The sequence below is a fragment of the Companilactobacillus kedongensis genome, assembly GCF_003946625.1.
In the GTDB taxonomy this organism is placed as follows: domain Bacteria; phylum Bacillota; class Bacilli; order Lactobacillales; family Lactobacillaceae; genus Companilactobacillus; species Companilactobacillus kedongensis.
In genome coordinates this window covers 1-16,877 of record NZ_RHOR01000016.1, presented here as the reverse complement: position 1 = coordinate 16,877, position 16,877 = coordinate 1, and the positions used below count along the sequence as shown (strand labels likewise).

Genomic DNA, 16,877 nt, shown 5'->3' with positions numbered 1-16,877 from the left:
GAATCTGAAAGATCAAGATTATATATACTCTCTAATCTGCGTTATAAACGTGAGTATAGAACTTACCATCAGTTCTAGTAACAACAGCTTGTTGTTCATCGACGGTCTGAATATTAATATCTAGGTTTGCACTTGATGGTAAATATTTAGTAGCACTGTTTTGAACGAACTGGGCAAAACTAGTTACTTGAGCCAAGCCGTCAAATTGAGTGTTAATGGTAATATCCATCGATTTAAGATTGTTTCCATCATAATGGGCTTGAGCCGTTACACCTGACAAATTAGGGAAATAATCTTGGATATTATCTTTAAAGTTTGAAAAGGCATCTGAATCACTACTATTAACAGCCGTTTCATTATTAACAGTTGGTAACATTTGATTCTTGTAATTCAATTCTTTCCAACTATCTAAATCACCGCTCTTACTTACTGAGTATTGGAAGTAAGTTCCACCGACTAATGTATCCTCAGGTGCAACTGAATAAAGACCAACGACGATTGGAATATTACCAACTTTATTCATCTTACGTAAACGTTTAACGACTTCTTTGGCAATTTTCTCACCTTGTTCTTTTTGTTCAGCACGGCTGATAGTGGTTTTAAATGTAGCACCATATTGCTTCTTTTGGTAGTAATCGACTTTATTGATTGCAATTCCGATCGACATACCTGCTAATTTGTATTTTCCATCTTGTTTTTGAAGATAATCTTCTTCAAGCATTTGTTGTAAATACATTGGATTACGTTTATTTTCATTCTTTGAACCATTTGATGCTGGATTTAAACCAGTTGTATTACTCTTTGATTTTCTTTCCAACCATTTGTTAACAACTGAAGACTTAAGAATTTGTCCCTCTTGGAAAGTGTAAGAATTTGTTGAATATTCTTTTTTAGACAAACTCAATAGACCACTCTCAAAACTGCGACTGTTGAAGGCATTGCTATTATCAGCAGCAGTCAATCCTGAAATTGGACTTGTCTTATACTTACCATTACTCATTAGAACATCGTATGACCCTGAATCAGATGCATTTGATGTTTGAACACTGCTCTTACTGCTGTTACCACTTCCAGATGAAAGACTAGAATCTTGAAGATTCCCACAACCTGCTAAAAGAAGTGAACACAAAAATATCAGTGCTGTAGATTTTATGACTTTTTTCAAAACTTTTCTCCTAATTTGTTGCATCATCTAAATAACTAGATAACGTTGCTTCATCAATAATTTGCGTCCCTAATTGTTGTGCTTTGGTCAACTTGCTGCCGGCTTTTTCTCCCGCAACCAAGATATCGGTTTTCTTAGTGACTGAACTAGTGACTTTAGCACCGTAACCTTCTAGAATATCGGATAATTCTGAACGTTTATAATTATTTAATGTTCCGGTTATAACCACTATTTTATCAGTAAAATGAGTATTTGTTTCATTTGAATTAGAACTACCGGAAAAATTCATATTGACATCAACTGATTTTAGTTCATTTATCAAGTTTTTAACATCATCATTGGCAAAATAAGTCATAATACTGTCGGCAATTATTTCACCCATCGTATTAACTTCTAAGATTTCTTCCTTAGAGGCTTTGATCAAATTATCCAAATTGCCAAAGCTTTCAGCCAAAATACGACCAGCTTTAGCACCAACGTGACGAATCCCTAATCCAAAAATTAATCTTTCTACAGAATTAGTTTTTGAATTATTGATAGCTGTTAATAAATTATTGATGGATTTTTCTTTAAAACCTTCTAAAGTAGCTAAATCATCTGCCGTCAACTTGTACAAGTCAGCAACATCTTTGATTAAGTTTTTAGTATACAACTGTTCGATGATTTTGGGACCCAGTCCATCAATATTCATAGCATTTCTTGAAGCAAAGTGGGTCAATTGTTCCTTAACTTGAGCTGGACATTTAGGATTTATACAACGTAATGCCACCTCATCTTCCAAATGGATCAGTTCTGAATCACAGTAAGGACAACGCGTTGGGATCTCCGCTGGAACAGACTCACTAGGACGTTTACTTAGAACAACTTGCGAAACTTCCGGAATAATATCACCAGCTTTATGCAGTAATACTGTATCTCCAACTCGAATATCTTTTTGTTTGATCATATCTTCGTTGTGAAGTGTGGCTCTGGAAACTGTTGTACCAGCCAATGAAACTGGGTCCATTACGGCTGTTGGTGTTAAAACTCCAGTCCTTCCGATCGTCCAAGTGATCTCACGGACAATTGATTCTGCCTGCTCAGGTGGAAATTTATATGCAATTTCCCAGCGGGGAACTTTGACAGTATTACCCAAATTTCTTTGAATTGCCAAGTCATTGACCTTCAAAACAACCCCATCAATTCCATAATCTAGATCATCACGAACTTGATCATACTTGTCGATATAATTTTTGACACCTTGTAATCCAGTTGTGACTTCAGATGTTGGATTAACGTGAAAGCCTAGTTCCTCCAATGTTTCTAGAGCCTGACTTTGAGTTTCAATATTAAGATCGTCAAAAGTTACGATCGTATAGATAAATGTATCAAGTTTACGATCGGCAGTATTTTTAGGATCTAGTTGACGCAAACTTCCAGCTGCAGCATTTCTCGGATTGGCAAATACTTGCAGTCCTTCTTTTTCACGCCGTTCATTTAGATTCAAAAATTCTTTTTTTGACATGTAGCATTCACCACGAACTTCAAAAGACAGTGGCTTGCTTAATTTCTGTGGGATCGACTTGATAGTCTTCAAGTTTTCTGTGACATTTTCGCCGATCGTACCATTACCTCTAGTTGAGCCTTGAACTAAGATACCATTTTCATAAACTAACGAAATGGCTAAACCATCAATTTTTAATTCAACATTATAGTCGACTTCATGACCGACATTTTTTTCGATTCGATCGTTAAATTCACTTAGTTCATCTTCGGAAAAAACATCCCCCATTGAAAGCATCGGAATATCATGAGTGACCTTGTTAAAGTCATCATTCGTCACATCACCCACTAATTGTGAAGGTGAATCCGGTGTAACTAGATCAGGAAATTTCTGTTCAATTTCTAGCAGACGATTATAAAGTTGATCATAAACATTATCTTCGACTACTGGAGCGTCATTTGTATAGTACGCAACACGGTACTCATTTAACTTTGTACGAATACCAACTAATTCTTCACTTGCTTGTGATTTGTCCAAGTCTGCCATCTTATCCTCCTACAAAATTAGCTTTCCTTTTTGATAGGTGCATATTCTGCTAACAAACGTTTAATTCCTTCATTATCAAATGCAATATCCAATTCAGCGGCTTCACCTGCTCCATTAACCTTAACGACAGTTCCTTCGCCCCATTTTTTGTGCATCACTTTATCGCCAATATTCCAACGAACTTTTTCAGCACCTTGAGCACCACTGGCCTTAGTCTTAGCCTCAACCTTGTAGCTTCCATGTAGAGCTGACTCGTAACGACGTTTACTGAATGGAAATTCTTTTTCTTTACTGCGCATTGGGATACTACCAGCATTTTTATTGACCAATTCTAAGTTATCATCGTCTATTTCTTCAACAAATCGTGACACTTGATTACTTTGCAAACGTCCATAAAGCATACGACTATAGGCATTTGTCAGATATAAGACTTTTTCTGCCCTAGTTATTCCCACATAAGCTAAACGACGTTCCTCTTCTAGCTCTTCTTGTTTCATCATGGCACGTGATAGTGGGAAGATTCCCTCTTCCATACCAACTAGGAAGACAACCGGAAATTCCAATCCTTTAGCAGCATGTAATGTCATCAAAGTAACTTCTTGTTGATCTTCTTCCAAGTCATCTTGATCACTAACCAACGATAGTTCAGTTAAGAACGACTCAAGTCTAGTTTCATCAATCTCTGGATCTGGTTCATAAGTCTGATCAAATTGCGTTGTAACTGTCAAAAGTTCTTGAATATTTTCAATTCTCGACTGTGATTCTAAATTATTTTGTTTCTTTAATTCATCAACATAATCTGATTGTTCTAACAATTGTTCCATCAAATCAGTCATTGAATTAGATTGAGCCATTTTGGATAAATCAGTGATCATCTTATAAAATTCTTCAAAGGTTTTTCTCGGTTTAGCAGCTAACGGTGATAATTCAATATTTTCACAGGCTTCTAATAATGACCAACCATGTTCGTCGGCATAATTTTGAAGTTTGTCGATCGTACCTGGTCCGATTCCACGTTTAGGACTATTAATAACACGTTGAAAACTCATGGAATCGTCATGATTAGCAACTAATCTCAAATAAGCCATAATATCTTTGATTTCTTTACGATCGTAGAATTTGTGTCCACCAATAATCTTATATGGTATATTAGCTGACAAAAGTTTCTCTTCAAACGTACGTGATTGAGCATTTGTCCGATAGAGGATCGCCATATCTCCATAATTGAAATTCTTTAATAGAAGATTCTTGATCTGATCGATAACATAAAGAGCTTCATCCGTTTCATTTTGACCACGATAAAATTTGATCTTATCGCCTTGTTTATTATCAGTCCACAATTCCTTAGGTTTACGATTTGTATTGTGACTAATGACCTGATTAGCGGCACTCAAAATTGTTTTAGTTGAACGGTAATTTTGTTCCAATTTAATAGTTGTAGCTTCAGGATAATCTTCTTCAAAATTCATAATATTTTTCATGTTAGCTCCACGCCAGCCATAAATACTCTGGTCAGCATCACCAACGACACAGACATTACGATATTTAGCACCCAATTGTTTAACCAATTTGTATTGTGCTTCATTAGTATCCTGATACTCATCAACATGGACATATTGAAATTTCTCTTGGTAATATTCTAAAACATCTGGACATTGTTCAAATAAAATATTGGTTTGCATGATCAAATCATCAAAATCTAAAGCTTGGTTACGCTCCATCTCTTTGGTATAGGCGTCGTAACAGTTAGCGACAATTTGTTCAAATGGAGACTTAGCATTTTGAGCATAAACTTCCGGTGTTACCAAATCGTTTTTTGCATTACTGATCGTTGCTAAAATGGCACGTGGATCATAACGCTTAGGATCTAAATTCATACGGTTGAGGATTTGCTTCATCAAAGTACGTTGTTCCGATGGATCTGAAATCGTAAATGAACGGGACTTACCCATTTTATCGATGTCACGTCTTAAAATACGGACACACAATGAATGGAAAGTTGAGACCCAAACATCATTTGCAGCCTCATCTAACAATTTACCAATACGTTCTTTCATTTCTTTAGCAGCTTTATTGGTAAAAGTAATTGCTAAAACATGCCACGGCATGACATTTTTTTCTTCGATAAGATATGCCACACGATGTGTCAAAACACGTGTTTTACCACTACCAGCACCTGCCATGATCAATAGTGGGCCTTCAGTTGTTTTCACAGCCTCTTTTTGCTCAGTATTCAAACCTTTTAACATAGTTTCATCCAATTTTATAAACCCTCAAATCCTTAATATATCAACGTTTTACAGAAAACATTCATTTTACATTGTAGCAAATTTTTCATAACAATAATACTAACACGGATTTTTTAGAATCAGTAATAAAAGCGGATATCATTTGCCACAGCAAACAATACCCGCTTTTATCAACTTTAAACGCTATTCTAATCCAACACGTTTAAAAATATTATCAATATTTCTTAAATGCCAATGATAATCAAAGGCATCATCCAAATCTTGCTCTGTTAATTTATCAGTCACACGACTGTCATTTTCTAATAGTGTTCGAAAATCTTTTTGTTCATCCCAAACTTTTGCAGTCATTGGTTGAACAATATCGTAGGCCGCTTCACGGCTAAGTCCCTTTTCAACTAACTTCAAAAGAACTCTTTGTGAATAAATCAATCCATGCGTAAGATTCATATTTTCGATCATCTTATCTGGAAAGACTGTTAAATCATCAACGATCTTAGTAAATCTAACTAAGATGTAATCTAATAATTCAGTTGAATCAGGAATAATGATTCTTTCAGCTGAACTATGCGAGATATCCCGTTCATGCCATAGAGGAACATCTTCCAAGGCAGTGAAAGCATGCCCTTTAATGACCCTAGCAAGTCCTGTGACGTTTTCTGAACCAATAGGGTTACGTTTATGTGGCATAGCAGAAGAACCCTTTTGACCGGCTGCAAAGAACTCTTCAGCTTCTCTAACTTCAGTTCTCTGTAGATGACGAACTTCCAATGCAAAACGTTCGATCGAAGTTGCAATCAATGCCATTGTCTGAATATATTCAGCATGCAAGTCACGTGGTAATACTTGAGTAGAAATTTCTTGTGGACGGATACCCAATTTGTTGCAGACAAATTCTTCAACTTCAGGTGGAACATTAGCAAAACTACCAACAGCTCCACTGATTTTACCAGCTTCGACACCCTTTGCAGCATGTTCGAAACGTTCGATATCACGCTTGATCTCAGAATACCAGTTAGCCAAAACTAACCCAAAAGTTGTTGGTTCAGCATGTACACCATGAGTACGTCCGATCATAACTGTATCTTTGTACTCAAGAGCCTTTTTGCCAACAACATCTAAGAAATGATTCAAATCTTGACGAATAATGTCGTTAGCTTGCTTCATCAAGTATCCGTAAGCAGTATCAACAACATCAGTTGAAGTTAATCCAAAGTGGACCCACTTCTTTTCGTCGCCCAAATATTTAGAAACATCTCTTGTAAAAGCAACCACATCATGCTTAGTGATTTTTTCTAATTCTTGGATCTCAGTTACATCAAATTTAGCATTTTCAGCAACTTTTTTTGCATCTTCAGCAGGAATTTCTCCTTGCTTACTCCAAGCTTCAACGGCGGCAATTTCTACTTCCAACCAAGCTTGATACTTATTCTGATCAGTCCAAATAGGTCGCATGGTCTTAGTTACATATCTATCAATCATAATTTACTCTACTCTCCAAATTTTAGTTGATAAAATATCTTCTCTTAGATCTTCTTCATCGTCCGACACGACTGAGATATATCCAACATCCCTAGCCGCGTCATTTTTAGCCTTGAAACCTGTGTAATAATTGAATTTCCATTGAGCCTTTTCTTGCAACAAGTCCAAACTTTGAGGGAGATTTCCTTCAATTATCTTCAATGTTGCCGCATTGATCAGTGGATAGATTTCCGGAATTGGCCAGTCACAAATTGCCCGGATGTGGAGTTCAAATTGCGACACTCCCGTTGCCTCTTGATAAACATTAGCCGAATAATTAATTCCTGGAAAGATCCGTTTAACATATAACACGCCGCTATTTGAAATAATAAATCCTATTCCAAAAATACCAACATATTCAATGTTATTAGCTATGATCAACGCAACTCTTTGAATTTCAGCTTCTACTTCAGGATCATTTTTTTTGTACAAATAAGAACTCATCAAATGTGAACCATCATAAATTTCACGGATCATTGGGAAAGTATGGATCTTGCCGTTCTTACTCTTGCTGACCATGATCGAATATTCTTCTTTAGTATCGATCCAAGCTTCAAGAATATAAGTCCCATTAGCCAATAAACTCTGAACATGCTCAACATCAGACTCATTATAAAGTACGTGACGCCTTAAAACATTTTGATTTTTTTGGATCGGTTTAATCATACATGGAAAACCAATTTCTTCAACAGCCTTTTTTATATCATCAACTGTTACTATCGAGAAAAATGGTGGAACATTTATCTTCAAAGAATTGAGAAAAGTCCTTTCAATATAACGATCTTGAACGATTGCCAACATATTGGAACCTTGTACAACGTCATATTCTTTTTCGAGACTTTCCAAAATGTCACTATCAAAGTTCTCATCCATGTACAATAGAAGGTCACTTCTATGGCCCAATTCAGCTAAATTCTCACTGCCCTCTAAATCGCCGACCAAATATGCATCAGATGCTTGAGTTGCAATATCATCCTCTTCAGTTGTCAAAAGAACAGTTCTAAATCCCATGCGTTTTGCCTCAAGCTCAAACAGATATGTCTCACTGCCGCCGCCGATTATTCCCAGAGTTTTACCGGGCGCAATAAAAGTCATAAGTCCACCTTCCTAAATATTTACTCTTTTTCTTCTTCAAAAACTACTTGTCCATTATCAAAAGCCTTGATTCTAGCTAATGAATAGATAGGAATTCCTGCTTTATCGATCATTTGTCTTCCCTTTTGGAATGACTTTTCAATAACAATACCAATCCCAGCCAAGTTAGCACCAGCTGCATCAATAATTGTATTCAAGCCATTGACAGCTTGTCCATTAGCCAAAAAGTCATCAATGATCAATACATTATCATCGCTTGATAAGTATTTCTTAGAAATACTTATATGATTTGAAGTTTTCTTAGTATATGAATAAACCTCAGATGTATATAAATCGTCATTCAAAGTGACTGACTTATGTTTTCTAGCAAAAACAACTGGTACGCCAAAACTCAATCCAGCCATAACAGCTGGAGCGATCCCTGATGATTCAACTGTTAATATTTTATTGATTCCTTGGTCCTTAAAATGTTCGTAAAATTCCTTGCCCATGCTTTGCATCAACATTGGATCAACTTGATGGTTCAAGAAACTATCAACCTTCAAAACATCCTTACCTAATACTCGACCATCTTTTTTAATTCTCTCTTCAAGTTCTTTCACAACACTATCTCCCACAATAATTATTAATTAGAGTCTATCATATTTTTCTTTTTCACTTGATGCCTTCGTCATATTTTTTTAGATTATATTTCTGAATAACACGAATGATTTTAGTAGTATAGCCAGGATCGGTCGCATATCCGTCCGTTTGTAAAGCCACGGCCGCCTCAATGTAATCTTTAGAATGAAGCACTTGTTGATATTGCTGAGAGTTCCACGTCGTTCCATTAACTAACAATTCAGCATGATCCTTCATTGATTCGCGATAATCCGAATAAACCCTAAAACGACCATTGATCGTCACCCATTGTCCATTGGTATATTCTTTAGTTTGTAAAACTTTGGTGTTATTGGGGTCAGTCCCTTTGACACCAAAATAGTTATTATAATCTTTAGCTAAGGTACTTCTGCCCCAATCGCTTTCGAGAATAGCCTGAGCAATCGTAATGCTTGGCAGAACTCCATATTCTTTACCCAGATATATTGCGTATGGCGCCACTTTTTTGACAAAAGCATTATGTTCAGTTGCAACCTGCTCAGTTTGAGCCTCTTGCCTATACTCTCGATAACGATGATAGCCAAAAATTCCTGCACTGATCAAAATAAGAGCTGTCAAAAAAATGATCAGCGTTTGATTATATTTAGTTTTACCCCGCCTACGTCGAGTGTGATTTCTTCTTTGTGGCAATCTCTTAAGTCCTTTTTTGTTATTGTTATCATTATAGCTGATAGATTTGAAAAAATTATGACAAAATGAAATATATCAAAGGAGTCCTTTATATGAATAATCAAACTGTCGAACAAGTTCTATCCAAAATTGTCGATCCTGATATGAAAATTGATATTGTTAATTTAGGATTGATCTACAATATTAATCTAAACGACAATACCTGCACGATCACAATGACTATGCCAACACGCAGTTGCCAATATGGCGAAAGTATCGTCTCCAAAACAAAAAAAGCCGTCGAAAACCTCGACGGCATAACTAATTGTATTATTGATTTAGTTTGGGACCCGGTCTGGACAAAAGAAAGGATGAGTAAATTAGCTCGTTTGTCTTTGGGAGTGTAGTCGGTAATAAAGAATCCAGCCTAATAACGCAACTAGTTCCACTAAAGATCCAAATACAAAGATTGCTTTATAACCAAATCCACTCGAGATAAGTGCCGCACAAATTGGTCCTATCACGCTGCCCATCGACTGTGCGGACTGATTAAAGCTAAAAATCCGACCAAAAATAAAACTAGGCACCATTTGAACGGTCATAACCTGTAAAGCCGGCAATAATGCAGCATCAGTGATACCCACAAGCAGTCTAAAAATAGCTAATTGCCAAATATTTTGAATCATACTAGTCATAAATAAACAGATTACTGCAAAACTCATAAAAATAAGCAAACTTTTTTGGGCACCTATTTTATCTAAAATGGTTCCAACAGATCCTGCAATCAAAATAGTAGCCAATCCCGGCATGGCTGCAACTACTCCTGTTGTAATACTTAAATTATATCCAGTAGGCAATAATTCCTTAACCAGCAGACTGATCATGGGCGTTACTGAAGCAATCGTCGCCTGAATAGATAAAAAGCTAATTAATAATACGGTCAAAAAGCCCCAACCGATCCGGTTAATTTCTGGTATCAATGGCAACAGATCGGATTTCTTTATCGGTATAAAATCTTCTTTGACCCAAATCAAGGTAGTTAAAAAAACTATTGCCATACAAATACTTGTAACAAAGAAGATTTCCCGATAGCCCATAAAGGCAGCCAAAAAGCCTCCAATGACAGGACCAATCAAGGTTCCACTAACGCTACCGGTCACTAACTTACTCATTGATTTACCACGAATGCATTCAGGAACACTGGTGGATATTAGCGCATTAGCGTTATTGATATATCCAGAAAAAACACCTTGAAGACTTCTAAATAATATAACACACCAGACATTTGGCGATACACCTACTAAAAGTATAGTCAACGTCATAACACCTGAGGCACGTAAGCACATCAGCTTACGGCCTTTTTGATCTGCTAATTTACCCCATAAAGGTGCAGCCAAAGCTTTAAATAAATACGTTAATGAAAACGCCAAAGCTCCGAACATATTGCTCTGAGAACGAGTAAAATCGCCTAAAGTATCAATATACAAAACCATAAACGGCAAAGTCATGGCATTTCCCATATCAGTCAGCAAACTGCCAAACCATAGAACTCTAAAATTTCTTTTCCAATTTTCCATATAAAACCTCATATGAAAAATATTCTAAAATAATTTTATATATTAACCGTTTAAGTTTTGTAAATTTATAGTTTAGGGCACAAAAAAAACCAACTCATGTGAGTTGGTTTTTAAACATTATTATAAGTTATTATGCCTTATTAACGTTTGATGCTTGTGGTCCGCGATCGCTATCTTCGATATCGAATGTAACGGCTTGACCTTCTTCCAAAGTCTTGTAACCGTCGCCTTGGATTGCTGAGAAATGTACGAATACATCACTACCATCCTCGCGAGTAATAAAACCATAACCTTTTTCGGCGTTAAACCATTTAACTGTTCCGTGTTCCATCAGACTGTTCCTCCTGATAATTCATATATTTGTGCATTATTTCGTGGTACATCATGGAAGAAAGTCTTCAGAAACCAAAACCATTCGAACCATTAACCATTCAAAAATACAACATTTATTCTAACATGGATTTTAGCTCTTTACAATCATTACAGAGCAAACTCCTAAAATAATTCGGATTTTTAAAATTCTACCTGATTATGATAAGGTATAGAATTTTGCGCACCCTTCTCTTGAACGGTGATCGACGAGGCTTTGTTAGCAAACCTCATCGCACCTTCCAGGTTATCAAGTTCTTTATGTAATTGCGATGCCAAGTATCCAATAAAAGTATCACCAGCAGCAGTTGTATCGACAGCTTTAACTTTAAAAGCATCAACAAAACCGTAACTATGATCTTCTAATGAATAGAACGAGCCTTTAGAACCGACAGTTATCAAGACGATTCCTACACCCATTTCATGCATTTTATCTGCAGCTTCCTTCATAGAAGCTTCATCAACTACCTTTATTCCTGTAATAGCCTCAGCTTCCGTTTCGTTGGGAGTAATAATATCTGTCAGCTCCAATAATTCAGCTGGAATATCTTTTTTGGCTGGTGCAGGGTTAAGGATAGTTAATACATTATTAGCCTTTGCAATTTTAAAAGATTCAATAATAGCGGGAACTGGTACTTCAAACTGAGCAATCAAACAATCCGCTTCACTGATAGCATTTGACGCATTATCCACATCTTGCGCCGTAATGGTTTGATTGGCACCACCATAGATCAAAATACTATTTTGACCATGCTCATCAAGCAGAATGTAAGCCTTACCAGTACCAGCATTCTTATCTATTGTAACATTATCTATGTTCAATCCGTCACTTTTAAACGTATTCATCATAAAATCTGCTGCGTGGTCGTTACCTATCTTAGCTATAAAAGATGTTTCTGATCCTGCACGTACCGACGCAATAGCCTGGTTAGCGCCCTTACCGCCACCAGCGATCGAACGGTCATGCATAGCCATAGTTTCGCCGGGTAATGGTAGTCTTTCGATATTTAAAATCGTATCAATATTAATTGAACCTAAGACAACTATTTTTTTCATTTAATTTCCTCTCAGTAGTTAAAATACAACGCCACTTTCCAAAATAATGTTGGAATATGGTGTTTCCTCACCAGTACGGATAAATGCTTTATTGTTCTTCAAATCTTGTTTCATCTGATCGTGAGCAATAAATTCGATCGGCGTATCGCCAATAAGATTTTTTACCGCATTAAGCTGGTCAGGATTTTGTAGTTTCATTTCTTCAGCTAAGTATACCTTTTGAACTTGTAATTCGCTCAAAACATTTTCAAGAACCTGAATGAAACTTGGTAACCCTGCTTCAACCGCCAAGTCGATTTTCTCAGTTTCTTCAGGAACGGGCATTCCAGCGTCACCTATACTCAAAGTGTCGAAGTGACCCATTTGGGCAATAACACGTGAAATGTCAGAATTAATAACTCTTGTTTTTTTCATGAAACACTCACCTTTTCTGTAATCGTTTGCATAGACATTTTAACATCATAAATTTTGATAGTAAATAGATATAACCAAATTGGTACGCTCCAATTTGTCTAAATATTTATTGCTTGAATTAAGGATAAAAGCTATTCTTATTAGAGACATTAAAGATTAAGGATACATTTAAATGAAACGAACAACAAAGTTAAGCTTCTATATTATTTTATTCATTGTTTTTGGCCTGATTGGATTTTGGATGCCACTTACTGGTGATGACCTAAATTGGGGCAGCTATTGGGGACATAATTATTTCCCAGAAGGACACTTTCTTACATATGATGGCCGTTATCTGGGTGATTTATTAGTCATCGTTATGACGAAGGTAAAACCTGTCGCATTCTTGGCTTACGGGCTATTCTCTACTTTAATTGTGTATATGATCCAAAAGATTCACGATCAGCTATCCAAGCCTAAATTCATAGGTTTATTTACAGCTTCGATCATGGCTGTATTTTTGATCATCGCACCTAAGTCTATCTTTAGACAAACCCTAGGTTGGCATGCGGGATTTGCAAACTATGTACCATCAGTAATTTTCCCGTTGTTCCTATTGTATTTGTTCCTCAAAAACTATGATAGAAAAGACGTTCATTATTATAGAACCATTACCTTCTTAACATTTCTTGCCTCAATCGCAACACAAATGTTTGCTGAACATATGACACTGCTAAATTGCTTTATCAGTGTTGTTATCTGGCTATTTTTCAGAAAACATTTTTACGATGGCGCAAAGAGATTATTCAATTACATACTGTTAGGTAATTTTATTGGTGCTATTCTGATGTTTATCAACGGTGCCTATATCAAGGTTCTAACTGGGACAGACAGCTATCGTCATGTTACCGGTTCAAATGCTGGTGATACGATCATCAGTTACATGAGAAATACCTATACACCTAAGTTTCTAGCTTTGATTATTGTTGCCGGTTTGATATTTGTTACCGCTGTTGTCCTATATACTTACCGTCTAAAGGACTTTAAGCGTAAAGTAGTCAACTATACTCTGCTTATCTTTGCAGCTGTTGCACTGGCTCCATTCTTAGTTGTCTCACCATTTGGTTCTAGATGTATGTTTACCAGCTTTGTCTTTGGTGCAGCCATCATCGCTATCAATTTGGATTTAATAAGCGGCCGTTTTGAGAAGTTACTATTACCAATAATGACAATTATCTTTTTAATTCTTGGTATCAGAATGGACTCCTTGGCCCATGACTATGGTCGCAGTTTTAACACATCGATCGATTACACAAATTATCAAAATACTGTTGATCGAGACACATACTACATGCTGCAATATCGTGATACTAATTACATCTGGTTACCAGCCCCAGTAGAAAACGATGCTGTTTACAATGCTTTATATGTTCGTCACCCTGAACGTAAATTCGTTGCTATCAACTATTGGGATTGGACGGATGCAATGCGTAAAGCTAAAGCTAAAACCCATAATCGTGATGACTTGATGAAATCATTCGACAAGCAAATTAAACATAAAGTTAAATTGATCAATGAAAAGAATAACAAATAAAAAGCTATCCTGTGAAGGATAGCTTTTTCTATGCAAAATTAATGATCAATTTTTTATCTAACGCTGAAGCGACCTTGCTCAAAGTGTCGATACTCGTATTCTCACAGTTTTCGATCCTGGCAACAGTCGATTGTGGCACTTTGACTCGAGAAGCTAACTCAGATTGAGTTATCCCCGCTGCTCGTCTAGTTTCTATCACTAAAGTAGAAATATCCAGCTTGGCCTTTTCTATTTCAAACGCAATCTTGGCTTGAGGATTGTTAGCCTGTTCAACCAACAATCTTTCAAAATTTTCCCTTTTCATAATTCATGTCCCCTTTAGTAACAAATAGCCACATTTACATAAATGGTTTTACTCAATAAACTAGCACAATAATTTTATACTATTCATAGAAAACATTTAAATTGTTTTTTGAACTGATATTTAGTATTTATGAAAATTATATGTATATTTCGTTTATTTACCTTATTATGAACCTAACACTATTAATAATCTTTTCAATTTAACTAAAATTTTGCATGAAAATATGAACCATTTTGTGAACTATTTTATGATATAATTTTCTGTTAATAAAAAACTGAACTGGAGATAAACTCTCCGGTTCAGTTTTTTTACTTATTAACATCAAATACATATTTACTTGAATAGAACGGAATTCGATAGGCACGATAAGCATACGCTTTGGATGATGCATTCTTGACCGTCACATTGAAAACTTGATTGCCATCAGCATCGACTTCAATGATATTACTTTCTTGACCACCATTCTTGAATCCAAAGTCAACTAGTGTATTACCATTAGTTTCACGTTCTGCATAACCGATAATACTTGTGAAGTTTGCCTTGCCCAAACTCTTACCATAGGACCAAGTTTGGTCGATCGTCATTTTCTTAGTATTTATATGGTACTCAACGGCCTGAGAATACTTACCAGAAGTCTTCTTATCGCCATTAGTAACGTTGATATTATTGTCATAAAGAATAATATCCTCACTATCACCATCATGCTTAAGTAGATAAAGACCATGTTGACCACCAGTTATCGTCGTTCCTTGTGTTGGTGTAAGGATCTTGTCACGATATTTCTTAGGCCAAGTAGCCTTAGCTTTACCACTGTAGATCCAAATTATTTTATTAGTTTTGTAATCAAGCTTAATTATCATATCTTGATTACGTCCAGAAATCATAATACTGTTATCAGATTTATCATAATCCACTGCATTTTGATGGAACCAATCAATTTTATTATCTGATCCAGCCTTATATTCTCTGTACATCGAGCTTGGCAAAATCTTCTTCAAATCGATAACCTTAACAACTTTACCGGTTTTATGAGAAATTTGTGCCATAACATCCTCTTTATACTTCGATCCATCATTTACCGTCGCTAATAAATCATGGTTTGGAAGTTCTATTAAATCATGATGAATTACAGTGGTTTCATCTTTAGAATTACCAGAATCATTAGACTTAGTCCCGGAACTAAAACTATATTCTTTATAAATTCGACCTAACACATCAGTTTCGATTAGATCATTGTAAACAGATGTATCAACTTTTTTCTTAGTTAAAATCAGCATATGTCCATTAGATATTTGCTCAATAGTATGCTGTGAGTAATTAGTTGAATACCATCTAACTTCACCGTCAGCATCAATTGCAAACGGTTCTTTAGTAGTTCTATTAATAATAGTTAGTTTATTGTTACCAATGTCCATTTTAGTTTTATCATTTTTAGAAACGGTTATTTTAGCACTCTTAATATACTTAGGAAGTGAGCCCGTTTTAATGTTTATTGTTTGTGTAGAAGTCGCACCGTCTTTATATGTAGCTGTCATAGTAACTGTATTATTATAGTTGGCATATAATCCAACAACTGGTACTTGATGCGTCTTAGAGTACCCACCGTTCACAGTATTAGTTACACTGGTATCATCACTTTTACCCTCAACTGTATAAGTGATTTTAGCAGCCTGATCAGTTTTTAAAATTACCAAAGCAGTCAATGGTGATGTCTTATACGGATTTAATTTAATATATGGATTATCCATCGTATAAGATGCGTCCTTAACTTTTTCCTGATACTTTTTAGTCAAAGACTTCTGAGCATCCTCTCTAGTAGTGATCAATTTAGAACCAATATTTTTCTTGATCTGTTCCGTAGATAAAACGCCATTATCAGTTGAACTGCTCTTAGAACAAGCAACTAAAATTAATGCAAAACAAGTCAATAATGCGGCTATAATTGGCAGTTTCCTTTTCATTCTTACCCTCATTTCTTAATGTTTATGTTTCCCAATTCAATAAATAGTATAAATATTGAATGTTGGCATAACGTCAACATTCTATGAAGATTTTATGAAAGTATGCCACCTACGGGAGAGAAAAAAGTTTGCCTGCAGTTCGACCGTTTTGCGTTAATCCCTTTATGGTTGTCAAATGAAATAATATAAATTCATTTGGTTAACCATGGAGGGATTTTTGTGTCTCTATCTAAATATAGTTTGTCTGATAAATTAAAGATCATTGAAGGATTCAGGGAATCTAACCTTACCAAAACTG

The 16,877-nt window shown here is 35.8% G+C and carries 15 protein-coding genes; 2 read left to right on the top strand and 13 right to left on the bottom strand.

Going from position 1 to position 16,877, the window contains the following annotated elements; genetic code table 11:
* Positions 1-31: 31 nt before the first annotated feature.
* From EKM60_RS09035 to EKM60_RS09005, 7 genes are all read right to left on the bottom strand, one after another.
* Positions 32-1,165: a CamS family sex pheromone protein gene (locus tag EKM60_RS09035; protein ID WP_225427036.1), complete on the bottom strand. Its 1,134-nt coding sequence runs from the start codon at positions 1,163-1,165 to the stop codon at positions 32-34.
* A gap of 10 nt (positions 1,166-1,175) precedes the next feature.
* The gene (ligA, locus tag EKM60_RS09030) at positions 1,176-3,194 is read right to left on the bottom strand and encodes an NAD-dependent DNA ligase LigA (protein ID WP_125714666.1); all 2,019 of its coding nucleotides are present in this window, start codon (positions 3,192-3,194) and stop codon (positions 1,176-1,178) included.
* 17 nt (positions 3,195-3,211) lie between these two features.
* Entirely contained in the window at positions 3,212-5,443 is a 2,232-nt protein-coding gene (gene pcrA / locus EKM60_RS09025) for a DNA helicase PcrA (RefSeq protein WP_125714736.1), read from the bottom strand.
* A 183-nt stretch (positions 5,444-5,626) separates the two neighbouring features.
* The gene (purB, locus tag EKM60_RS09020) at positions 5,627-6,922 is read right to left on the bottom strand and encodes an adenylosuccinate lyase (RefSeq protein ID WP_125714664.1); all 1,296 of its coding nucleotides are present in this window, start codon (positions 6,920-6,922) and stop codon (positions 5,627-5,629) included.
* Positions 6,923-6,925: 3 nt separating this feature from the next.
* Positions 6,926-8,056 (bottom strand): ATP-grasp domain-containing protein, encoded by a 1,131-nt coding sequence (locus tag EKM60_RS09015; protein ID WP_125714662.1) that lies wholly within the window; start codon positions 8,054-8,056, stop codon positions 6,926-6,928.
* A gap of 20 nt (positions 8,057-8,076) precedes the next feature.
* Positions 8,077-8,658, bottom strand: coding sequence for a xanthine phosphoribosyltransferase (locus EKM60_RS09010; protein ID WP_125714660.1), 582 nt, complete (start codon positions 8,656-8,658; stop codon positions 8,077-8,079).
* A gap of 52 nt (positions 8,659-8,710) precedes the next feature.
* Complete coding sequence (locus EKM60_RS09005; RefSeq protein WP_125714658.1) at positions 8,711-9,346, bottom strand: glycoside hydrolase family 73 protein; 636 nt, start codon at positions 9,344-9,346, stop codon at positions 8,711-8,713.
* Between the two features lie 92 nt (positions 9,347-9,438).
* Here EKM60_RS09005 and EKM60_RS09000 point away from each other — a divergent pair, with 92 nt between their 5' ends.
* On the top strand, positions 9,439-9,732 hold the full coding sequence (locus tag EKM60_RS09000; protein WP_164508378.1) for a metal-sulfur cluster assembly factor: 294 nt from the start codon (positions 9,439-9,441) through the stop codon (positions 9,730-9,732).
* Here EKM60_RS09000 and EKM60_RS08995 read toward each other — a convergent pair.
* The 4 genes from EKM60_RS08995 to rbsD all read right to left on the bottom strand — a co-directional run bounded on the left by EKM60_RS08995 (position 9,706) and on the right by rbsD (position 12,741).
* Positions 9,706-10,902, bottom strand: coding sequence for an MFS transporter (locus tag EKM60_RS08995; protein ID WP_125714654.1), 1,197 nt, complete (start codon positions 10,900-10,902; stop codon positions 9,706-9,708). The genes EKM60_RS09000 and EKM60_RS08995 overlap by 27 nt on opposite strands.
* 130 nt (positions 10,903-11,032) lie before the next feature.
* Complete coding sequence (locus EKM60_RS08990) at positions 11,033-11,233, bottom strand: cold-shock protein (protein ID WP_125675312.1); 201 nt, start codon at positions 11,231-11,233, stop codon at positions 11,033-11,035.
* A gap of 182 nt (positions 11,234-11,415) precedes the next feature.
* Positions 11,416-12,327, bottom strand: a complete 912-nt coding sequence (gene rbsK, locus EKM60_RS08985) for a ribokinase (RefSeq protein ID WP_125714652.1) — start codon at positions 12,325-12,327, stop codon at positions 11,416-11,418.
* 18 nt (positions 12,328-12,345) lie between these two features.
* On the bottom strand, positions 12,346-12,741 hold the full coding sequence (gene rbsD / locus EKM60_RS08980) for a D-ribose pyranase (protein WP_125714650.1): 396 nt from the start codon (positions 12,739-12,741) through the stop codon (positions 12,346-12,348).
* Positions 12,742-12,913: 172 nt separating this feature from the next.
* Between rbsD and EKM60_RS08975 the strand changes: the two genes are divergently transcribed.
* Positions 12,914-14,314: a DUF6056 family protein gene (locus EKM60_RS08975; protein ID WP_125714648.1), complete on the top strand. Its 1,401-nt coding sequence runs from the start codon at positions 12,914-12,916 to the stop codon at positions 14,312-14,314.
* A 28-nt stretch (positions 14,315-14,342) separates the two neighbouring features.
* Here the strand turns inward: EKM60_RS08975 and EKM60_RS08970 are convergent, their stop codons facing one another.
* Positions 14,343-14,618 carry a helix-turn-helix domain-containing protein gene (locus tag EKM60_RS08970; protein ID WP_125714646.1) on the bottom strand — a complete coding sequence of 92 codons (276 nt, stop codon included), beginning with the start codon at positions 14,616-14,618 and terminating at the stop codon, positions 14,343-14,345.
* A gap of 308 nt (positions 14,619-14,926) precedes the next feature.
* On the bottom strand, positions 14,927-16,579 hold the full coding sequence (locus EKM60_RS08965) for an aryl-sulfate sulfotransferase (protein WP_164508377.1): 1,653 nt from the start codon (positions 16,577-16,579) through the stop codon (positions 14,927-14,929).
* Positions 16,580-16,877 lie beyond the last annotated feature (298 nt).